General features: G+C 28.1%; 1 protein-coding gene. It reads right to left on the reverse strand.

From position 1 onward, the window contains the following. Positions 1-581 (reverse strand): hypothetical protein (locus DNK85_RS12655; protein ID WP_208123177.1); only part of this gene is annotated, 581 nt, incomplete at both ends.

Consider the following 581-nt stretch of genomic DNA (forward strand, 5'->3'; position numbering starts at 1 on the left):
TTCCTTTTTTTTTTTTCCTATCTTTCCCCTTTTTTTCTTCTTTTTTTTTTTCTTTTTCTTTTTTTTCTTTTCTTTTTTTTTTTTCTCTTCTTTTTCTTTTTTCTTTTTTTTCTTCTTTTTTTTTTCTTCTTCTTTTTTTTTTTTTTATTTTTTTTTTTTTTCTTTTTCTTTTTCTTCTCTTTTTTACTTTCTTCTTTTCTTCTTTCTCTCCCTTTCCACTCTCCTCATTTTTCTCTCCTCCTTCTTTTTCTTTCTTTTTTTTCTCCCTTTTCCTTTCCATCTCTCTCCCCCTCCTTCTCTTTTTCTCCTCTCTCCTCCCTCTCTTTTCTCTTTTCTTCTCTTTTCTCCTCTTCCTTCTACCTCTCTCTTTTCTCTCTTCCTCCTTTCCCTCTCTCTTCTTTCTCTTCCTTTTTCCCTCCCTTTTTCTTCTTACTTCCTTTCTCTTTTTTATCTCTTCTCTTTCTTTCTTCTTCTTTTTTTTTTTTTTTTTTTTTTCTTTTCTTTTCTTCTCTTTTTTTTTCTTCTCTTTCTTCTTTTTTTTCTTTCTTTCCTTTTTTTCTTTTTTTTTCTCTTTTTTTTCC

The organism is Cysteiniphilum halobium (assembly GCF_003574425.1).
In the GTDB taxonomy this organism is placed as follows: Bacteria; Pseudomonadota; Gammaproteobacteria; order Francisellales; family Francisellaceae; genus Caedibacter; species Caedibacter halobius.